Source organism: Neobacillus rhizophilus, assembly GCF_018343535.1.
In the GTDB taxonomy this organism is placed as follows: Bacteria; Bacillota; Bacilli; order Bacillales; family Cytobacillaceae; genus Neobacillus; species Neobacillus rhizophilus.
This window is the reverse complement of record NZ_JAGYPF010000002.1, coordinates 79,657-88,092: the sequence shown is the minus strand read 5'-3', so window position 1 is coordinate 88,092 and position 8,436 is coordinate 79,657. Positions and strand designations below refer to the sequence as shown.

At 39.1% G+C, this 8,436-nt stretch carries 5 protein-coding genes and 1 riboswitch; of the genes, 3 read left to right on the top strand and 2 right to left on the bottom strand.

Annotated features, from left to right (window positions below; translation table 11 throughout):
* The first annotated feature begins 85 nt into the window (after window positions 1-85).
* Window positions 86-1,248 (top strand): IS3 family transposase gene (locus KHA99_RS08395; protein ID WP_213117014.1). Its coding sequence is split into 2 segments (ribosomal slippage): window positions 86-365 and window positions 365-1,248, totalling 1,164 coding nucleotides; the frame shifts between segments, so codons are not numbered across the junction.
* A 77-nt stretch (window positions 1,249-1,325) separates the two neighbouring features.
* Here KHA99_RS08395 and KHA99_RS08390 read toward each other — a convergent pair.
* Window positions 1,326-2,690 carry an amino acid permease gene (locus tag KHA99_RS08390; protein ID WP_213117013.1) on the bottom strand — a complete coding sequence of 455 codons (1,365 nt, stop codon included), beginning with the start codon at window positions 2,688-2,690 and terminating at the stop codon, window positions 1,326-1,328.
* Window positions 2,691-2,819: 129 nt separating this feature from the next.
* Window positions 2,820-2,898, bottom strand: a riboswitch (glycine riboswitch).
* Window positions 2,899-3,196: 298 nt separating this feature from the next.
* On the opposite strand from KHA99_RS08390, the gene pruA reads away from it, so the two are divergent.
* Window positions 3,197-4,828: an L-glutamate gamma-semialdehyde dehydrogenase gene (pruA, locus tag KHA99_RS08385; RefSeq protein WP_213117012.1), complete on the top strand. Its 1,632-nt coding sequence runs from the start codon at window positions 3,197-3,199 to the stop codon at window positions 4,826-4,828.
* Window positions 4,829-5,135: 307 nt separating this feature from the next.
* Here the strand turns inward: pruA and uidA are convergent, their stop codons facing one another.
* On the bottom strand, window positions 5,136-6,947 hold the full coding sequence (gene uidA / locus KHA99_RS08380; protein WP_213117011.1) for a beta-glucuronidase: 1,812 nt from the start codon (window positions 6,945-6,947) through the stop codon (window positions 5,136-5,138).
* A 229-nt stretch (window positions 6,948-7,176) separates the two neighbouring features.
* Between uidA and KHA99_RS08375 the strand changes: the two genes are divergently transcribed.
* Window positions 7,177-8,394: a helix-turn-helix transcriptional regulator gene (locus KHA99_RS08375; RefSeq protein WP_213117950.1), complete on the top strand. Its 1,218-nt coding sequence runs from the start codon at window positions 7,177-7,179 to the stop codon at window positions 8,392-8,394.
* Window positions 8,395-8,436: the final 42 nt, after the last annotated feature.

Below are 8,436 nucleotides of genomic sequence, written 5' to 3'. Positions count from 1 at the left end.
TGAAGAGACCTAGTTAAATAAGACAAAGGAAAAAGCACCCCCTGGATCGTATTTAAATAATACGTAACTCAGGAGGTGTTTTCTTATGGGGAAGAAAAATGCTTACTCAGAAGAAGTTAAAATGGCTGTTATTGAGATGAAATTAAGTGGTGAGTATTCAAACCGTGAGATTATGGACAAATTTGGAATAACAAATGTTACTCAGGTCAAAAGGTGGATGCAGTGGTATCGTGAAGGACAAAAATATCGTTTGGCACAGGGGATTGGTAAACAGTACAGTTATGGGAAGGGTCCCGAAGAATTATCTGATATGGAAAAATTAAAGAGAGAAAATGAGTATTTAAAGGCACAATTAGAAATTTTAAAAAAGTACCAAGAAATCGAGAGGAGTTGGTTCCAGAAGCTGTAGTTACCTTAGTTGAAAAATTAAAGGAAAAATATTCTGTAACCTTTCTTTGTAGGTGCCTAGGTATCCCGAAATCAACTTACTATAGATGGAGGAATCAAGGTCCAAAAGGTAAAACTGAACTCGAAATACAAATCACTGAAATTTGTAAACGTCATAAATTTTTAATTGGTCATCGGACAGTTAAAGCCTGGTTATTACGTGATTATAAAAGGAAAGTTAACCGAAATACTGTCCAACGTATTATGCAAAAATATAATCTCCAATGCCAGGTGAAGCCTAAACGTAAGAATAATATAGCTGGAGAAATTAAGATAGTAGTCCCTAACCATTTAAATAGAAATTTTACTTCTTCTAAACCAAATGAAAAATGGGTTACAGATATTACTTATCTGCCATTCGGCCAATCTATGTTGTATTTAAGTACAATCATGGATTTATTTAATAATGAAATAATCGCATACCTAATTAGTACCAGCCAAGATGTGTCTTTAGTGGTAAACACATTAAAAGACGCTGTAGAAGGCCGTGATACGAGTGGCTTAATATTACATAGCGATCAGGGAGCTCAGTATACGTCCCATTCATTTCAAAGAATAGCAAAAGAAAAAGGCATTACCACAAGCATGTCCAGGAAAGGCAATTGCTTGGATAATGCCGTTATTGAATCCTTCCACTCCACCATAAAGTCGGAAGAATTCTACTCTCAAGGAAGAGAGTTTCTTACAAATTCTATTGTAATCGAAAGAGTTGAGAAGTTCATCAATCATTATAATCAAACACGACTTCAGGCAAAATTAAACTACCTGTCCCCTATTGAGTTTAGGGAACAGGCAGCATAAATTGGTGCTTTTTCGTTGTCTCATTTTAATAGGTCAGTTCATCAATACCGGCTCTATTTCTTTTACCCAATTGGATTCTATGCTGATAATTTTAGTTTTTTCTCTTTTTTCCCTCTATAGGAATACAAAGCAAATAATAGAATAAACCATAGTGGTGTCAACAATAGGGCCGGACGGGTAGCGTCGGCGAACAGCATGATGATGAGAATCGCCGCAAACAAGGTTAGGACCGCATAATTAACAAATGGTGTAAATGGCGCTTTAAATTTTGATTTTGCCTGTAAGTCCGGACGAGTTTTCTTATACCTTACATGACAAATCAGAATGACGCCCCAAACCCAAATAAAACAAATGGCACTAATGGTTGTCACAATTCCAAAAGCCTGCTCCGGAATAAGTTTGCTTAAGAGCGCTCCACCTGTCAGGACAAGAGTTGAAATCAATAGCGCGTTACTTGGCACATGATTTTTATTCAGTCTTGCAAAATTGGCTGGTCCCTGGCTATTATTGCTTAAATTATATAAAATCCGGCTTGTTGAAAACATCCCACTGTTACAAGCAGAAGCGGCTGAAGTTAAAACGACAAAATTAATAATTCCTGCGGCAATCGGAATCCCGACTAAACTAAACGTTTTGACAAACGGACTTTCAGCGGCATTCAGTTCCGTCCATGGATTAATACATAGAAGAACGATCAATGCGCCAACGTAGAAAAATAAAATCCGTAAAGGAATTTTATTAATGGCCGATGGGATGTTTTTTTCCGGATTGGCTGTTTCCGCTGCCGATACACCCACTAATTCCACACCAACGAATGCAAAAACGACCATTTGGAATGAAAGCAAGAAGCCTGTCATTCCATTTGGAAAAAGGCCTCCATGTTCCCAAAGATTTTTAATAGAGACCGCCCCTGCATCTGTCTTGAATCCCATTACTAGCAAAATGACCCCCATTCCGATTAAGGCGAGAATGGTAATTACCTTTATTAAGGCAAACCAGAACTCCAATTCCCCAAAAAGCTTTACCGTTAATAGATTGAGGCCCAATAAGACGACCAAACAGACAATTGCAGGCATCCACTGCGGGATATCAAACCAATATCGTACATATACACCAACAGCAATCACATCAGCCATAGCGGTCATAATCCAGCAAAACCAATAGGTCCATCCCGTTACAAACGCAACTCGCGGTCCAAGATAATCTTCGGCTATGTCAGTAAAAGACTGATAGCCAGCCTTAGACAACAGGAGTTCCCCTAGCGCCCTCATCACAAAGAAACAGGCAATACCTACGATTAAATAAGCAAAGATAATGGATGGGCCAGCCAGTTGGATGGCTTTACCCGACCCCAGGAATAATCCGGTACCAATGGTGCCGCCAATTGCGATAAGTTGAACGTGCCGATTTGCTAAATTCCTCTTTAATTCTTGCTGTGCCAACCTTGACTCCCCCTTAAAATTTAAAAAACCCAATAAAAAAAGAGATTGGATGTCCTCCAATCTCTTAGGTCTAAGAATAACAAATAATACTTATTATGCTGACAATTGTCAGCATGACAAATATATATTCAATACTCTTCTGTCCTTTTGCCTGAGATTGTGAACCCTTCGGCGCCGCGGAATCCGCGGTCTCTCCAGAAGCTGCTCCTGCTATAGTGTGATCCATAGCAATCATAGCTTGCTAATTATTAAGTTTTTTAGATAATATTGTTGAATAATTTTTAATTTTAGTAGTATTAAAATACTTTGTCAACAAAAAATGACTCTTAAATATTTCATTGACTCTCTGAATTTAACTTAATCCCCCGAGGTAAGGATTTGAATTCGTTTTCATAAAGGGACAATAGACAGCCCCAGAACATAAAAAGTATGTTATAATAATTGTCGAAATACGTAGATTTGTCCATAAGGGAACAGAATATATAAACGGGAAGGAACGTGAAAGAATGAGTAACGGAATTTTCAAAATCCCAACACCTACAAATGAACCTGGCAATACTTATGCTCCAGGTACAAAAGAACGGGAAACATTAAAAGCAGAATTAACACGCCAATCTAGTATCGTAATCGATATTCCTGTGATTATTAATGGCGAAAATATAAAGACTGATACAGTGAAGCAAGTGGTTATGCCACATGATCATCAACATGTTTTAGCAAACTATTCGCAAGCCGGAGAAAAAGAGCTGCGTGATGCTGTTGAAGCTGCGATGGCTGCGAAAGAAGCATGGGCTAATATGGCTTGGGAACACCGCGCCGCTATTTTCTTAAAAGCAGCTGATTTAATCTCTGGTCCATACCGTGATGTAATGAATGCTGCGACGATGTTAGGACAGTCCAAAACAGTTATTCAAGCTGAAATTGATTCTGCACAAGAATTAGTAGACTTCCTACGTTTTGGCGTTGATTATGCAAATCAAGTTTATCAGATTCAGCCAAGCAGCATGAAGAATGTTTGGAATCGTACTGATTACCGTCCATTAGATGGATTTGTATTGGCGATTTCTCCATTTAACTTCACAGCCATTGGCGGAAACCTGCCAGCAGCTCCTGCTATGATGGGGAACGTAGTCGTTTGGAAACCAGCAACAACTTCAATCCTAGCAAACTACTATTTTATGCGTATTTTAGAAGAAGCAGGATTACCAAAAGGGGTCATCAATTTCGTACCTTCTCGTGGTTCACAAGTATCAGAAGTTGTATTAACAGACCCTCGTATGTCTGGGTTCCATTTTACTGGATCTACAAGTACGTTCCAAACGATTTGGAAAACAGTAGGAGAAAATATTGCAAGCTATAAATCATATCCTCGTTTAATTGGGGAAACTGGCGGTAAAGACTTCGTATTTGCTCATGAAACTGCACAAGCAGACAAAGTTGTAGCTAACCTTGTTCGTGGTGCGTTTGAATACCAAGGACAAAAATGTTCAGCAGCTTCTCGTGCATATATTCCAGCAAGTATGTGGGAAGAAGTAAAAGCCGGTTTAGTGGAAGAAGCTGCAAAGCTTAAAGTTGGGGATGTCCGCGACTTTAGAAACTTCATGGGTGCAGTTATTGATAAAGCTGCTTTTGATTCTATTACTAGCTATATCGACTATGCTGCAGCTTCTGAAGAGGCAGAAATTATTGCTGGCGGTACTTATGATGATTCTGTTGGATATTTCGTTCAACCGACCATCATTGTGACTACAAATCCAAACTTCAAGACCATGGTGGAAGAAATCTTTGGACCAGTCTTAACAATCTATGTATATGAAAATGATAAATTAGAAGAAACATTGGAGGCAGTTGATACAGCTTCTATGTATGCCTTAACAGGTTCGATCTTTGCCCAAGATCGCGGGGCCATTCTTCATTTAGAAAATCGCTTATCTGGCGCAGCTGGTAACTTCTATATCAATGACAAACCAACTGGTGCGATGATTAATCAACAGCCATTTGGCGGTTCTCGTGGATCTGGTACAAACGATAAAGCAGGTTCTGTATTTAACATGATTCGTTGGACAAGTCCTCGTGTCATCAAAGAAAACTTTGCACCAACTGCAGAAGTTGTCTATCCATTTATGGATGCAGAATAATAGATAATGTAAAAAAGAGGTTGAAATGTTTGGTTTCAACCTCTTTTTTATTTTCTAGCTGACACCAATGCCTTTATACTCCCCATTATTAACGATTTGAAATAAAATACCTTTTCCCATCCGCATAAACAATTGTTTTCATCCCAAACTTCGACACTTTTTACTATTATCAAGCAATAAGTGAAAAGGGCTTTACACAATTGAAAAACGTATTCGGTTCAGGCAACAACACTATTGATATTAAATAAAAAACCCTATCCAATCATATTTGGGTAGGGTTTTTATTCCAAAAAAAGAGGTCTAACCTTTATTTTTTATATCCTAGGTTCGGAATTCCATTCCAGCGTTCGCTTAAATAGCGTACAACCATTTTTGGTTCTCTTGCACGGGTAAAGATACCTTTTTTGTTACCTTGGACACGCATAATACCAAACTTTGTTTGGAAATCGGCGAAGTTCCATAATTGTTCCCCGACAAAGTTAGGGATTTCATCAAATACCTTGCTGTTCATGCGGTAATAATCTTCTTGGTATTCTTCACTGAATGGCTCGCCAAGTGCACTATGGAATCCAGCTACCGTATCAGCACCATATTCGGTGTACATAATTGGCTTATCTGGGTATTTTTCTTGCCATTCCAGCAGCTCTTCGCGAGTCTTTTCTTCAGCCGTCTTCAAGTCGCCATGTTGTACATACCAGCCATAGTAGCGGTTTAAGGCAATCACATCAACCAAGTCTGTACATTTGTCAGTCTTTGGCGTTGCCATCATGATGCCGACATACGTACATGGACGCTTTTGTGGGTCTAATTCGCGAGCCAGATTAAATAACGGTTCAAAATACTCATAAGAACCTTTTGAATAAGTGGCTGCCTCATTGGCAATCGACCACATAACGACACAGGCATGATTTTTATCGCGGTCGATCAGCTCGCGGATAACCTGTTGATGAGCCTCAGCAGTCCTCAACTTTTCCCAAGTATCGTCTTCAAAATCGCCTTTTTCTAAAATCGATACGTCAAAAGTGAAGGATAACATTAATCCAACTGCCGGTGTTTCGTCAATCACGACAATTCCTTCACGGTCGCAAAGGCGCATCATTTCTTCCGAATATGGATAATGCGATGTCCGGAAAGAGTTGGCACCCATGGCTTTCATCAAGTTAATATCGTGCACGTTATAGACTTCGTCAAGTCCACGGCCGCGGACATGCGTATCTTCATGCTTGCCAAAGCCTTTGAAGTAGAATGGTTCGCCATTGATTAAGAACTTGCCGCCCTTTACTTCTATCTTACGGACACCAAACTGTTCTTCATAGACATCTTCTACTTCGCCATTGTTGAGCCCTTCGACTTTAGCTCTATAGAGATAGGCATTGAGCGGCTGCCATAAATGAACGTTCTCAATTACCGCATTTACATCGGTTCCGGAAGCTTGGGCAATAGTAATGCCTTGTTCATCAAGAATAGTAACCCGCACTTCATCGAAATTTCCGCCAGTTTTAACCGAAACTTGTACTTCTGCTTTGTTGGCAGCTAAATCAACATTCGGGACAATCGTAATATCTTCAATATAATTCACAGGAGTTGAGTAAATTTTGACAGGACGGTGCAGCCCTGCATAGTTAAAAAAGTCAAAGTTTTCATCGACTTTACGGATGATTTTTCCATTTTCATCTGTCTTTTCACTATAATTTCCTACTGGCAATGCCGTATAATCCAACAGATTGCTTACTCGAACAGTTAAACGGTTCGCCCCAGGAACTAAGAATTCATTAATCTCAGCTTCAAATGGAGTAAAACCGCCTTTATGTTGGGCAACAAGTTTGCCATTCACATACACCCATGCTTCATGGGTAGCAGAGCCAAATCGCAATACTAATCTTTCGTCACGCAATGCTTTAGCAACGGTAAATTCTCTTTCATACCATACATACCCGCTATGCTGGCGAATTTCAGCTGATACTGCTTGATCGTTAAAAGAAGCCGGAACTGCCATGGGCTCACCTGTTGGCAGCGGTTGGTTTACATCTACTTCTTTTACTTCATCATCAATCATAAATTTCCAAACACCGCTTAAATCCATGACCACGCGGCTATCCGTAGAAATTGGATATAACATGTTCCTTCTCCTCCATTCATATACAGGAAAATTTCCCTCATACCAAATTATTTACTAATAGATAATTAAAATTCATTTTAGATAACCCCGACTATGTAAGGGCTTTAATTTGATTATAATAAATTACCCCAATTGATAATCGTAATATTTTTACTATACTAGTAATTATTTTGCGTTTTTTTATTTTCCAATGTACATTAAATTGGGAAGGTGATTTTTTGTGGGAACTATGAACTATCAAAATTTCATAAAAATTAGCCACGTACTTCATTCGATTACCAAAATAGATATTCGTTTATATGACCAAGATGGAAAGTCGATATTCCAATTAATCAACCATTCTATTCCATCCGTTTTGGTCCATCCAGACAAGGAGATTGATCATATCCATGACATCCTGCATAGGAACGAAGCCAATCGCTACTATCACTATATCAGTCCATACGGTCTTGAGTATATTGCTGCCGGAATATGGAGAAGCCAATCTTTTTATGGAAGCATTCTAATCGGTCCTTTGATTTCGAGTATAACGGTTATCGATCGGATCAAAGATATTATTTCAAAAAACAATCTCCCGATTGGCGAACGCAAGCAATTGGAACAATTCTATCAATCCTTGACGATTTTAAATGATACAGAATATAAAGATGTCGGGGAACTGTTGGTTCATCTTGGTGTTCATGACTTTACGCATTCGCAGCAGATTCCTTCAGATACACTTATACCAGCCCTGAAACCAGATATCCAAAAAACAAACATCGAGGAAAACAGGCAAATAATTGAACATAGATACCAGCAACAGAATAAGCTGATGAATGCAATTGCAAAAGGAAATAAAGCCGAAGTTACCCACTCAATCAATCCGATGACAGATTTAGTGGCGTTTTCTAACAGAGTACCCGGAAGTCCCATTCGGTCCTCCAAGAATATCGGATTTGTTTTCAATACTATGTGTAGAGTGGCAGCTGAAAGAAGCGGCGTCCATCCCGTGTACCTGGATAACATTTCAGAACGATTTGCGATTTTGATTGAAAGGACGACGACGCTTTCCCAGTTGACAAAGTTATTTGTGGCTATGGCGAATGAATATTGCGATCTTGTCGCCGCGTTTGCTACCGGCCATTACAGCCCGATAGTGAAAAACGCAGTGGATTATATTTTGCTGAATTTAGGCAGTCCATTGACGCTACAGCATATTGCGGACCAACTCCATGTCAATCCTTCTCACCTGTCACGGAAATTTAAAAGCGAGACGGGAATGAACATGACTGAATTTATTAATCGCAAACGGGTAGATGAAGCCAAATTATATTTACAACGAGGCAATAGTTCCATCACCGATATTGCCTTTATGGTCGGATTTAATGACTTAAACTACTTTAGTAAGGTATTTAAAAAGTTTACGTCGTTGACTCCCTCCCAATACGCAAAAAGAAAATCGGTTTAAAAGCAAAAACAACTCCTGGCTTGATGGAGTTGTTTTTTGCTT

Bases quoted from the DNA above. Each gene is read 5' to 3' on its own strand.
- uidA (WP_213117011.1), bottom strand. From the start codon at position 6,947: ATGTTATATCCAATTTCTACGGATAGCCGCGTGGTCATGGATTTAAGC.
- pruA (WP_213117012.1), top strand. From the start codon at position 3,197: ATGAGTAACGGAATTTTCAAAATCCCAACACCTACAAATGAACCTGGC.
- KHA99_RS08375 (WP_213117950.1), top strand. From the start codon at position 7,177: ATGAACTATCAAAATTTCATAAAAATTAGCCACGTACTTCATTCGATT.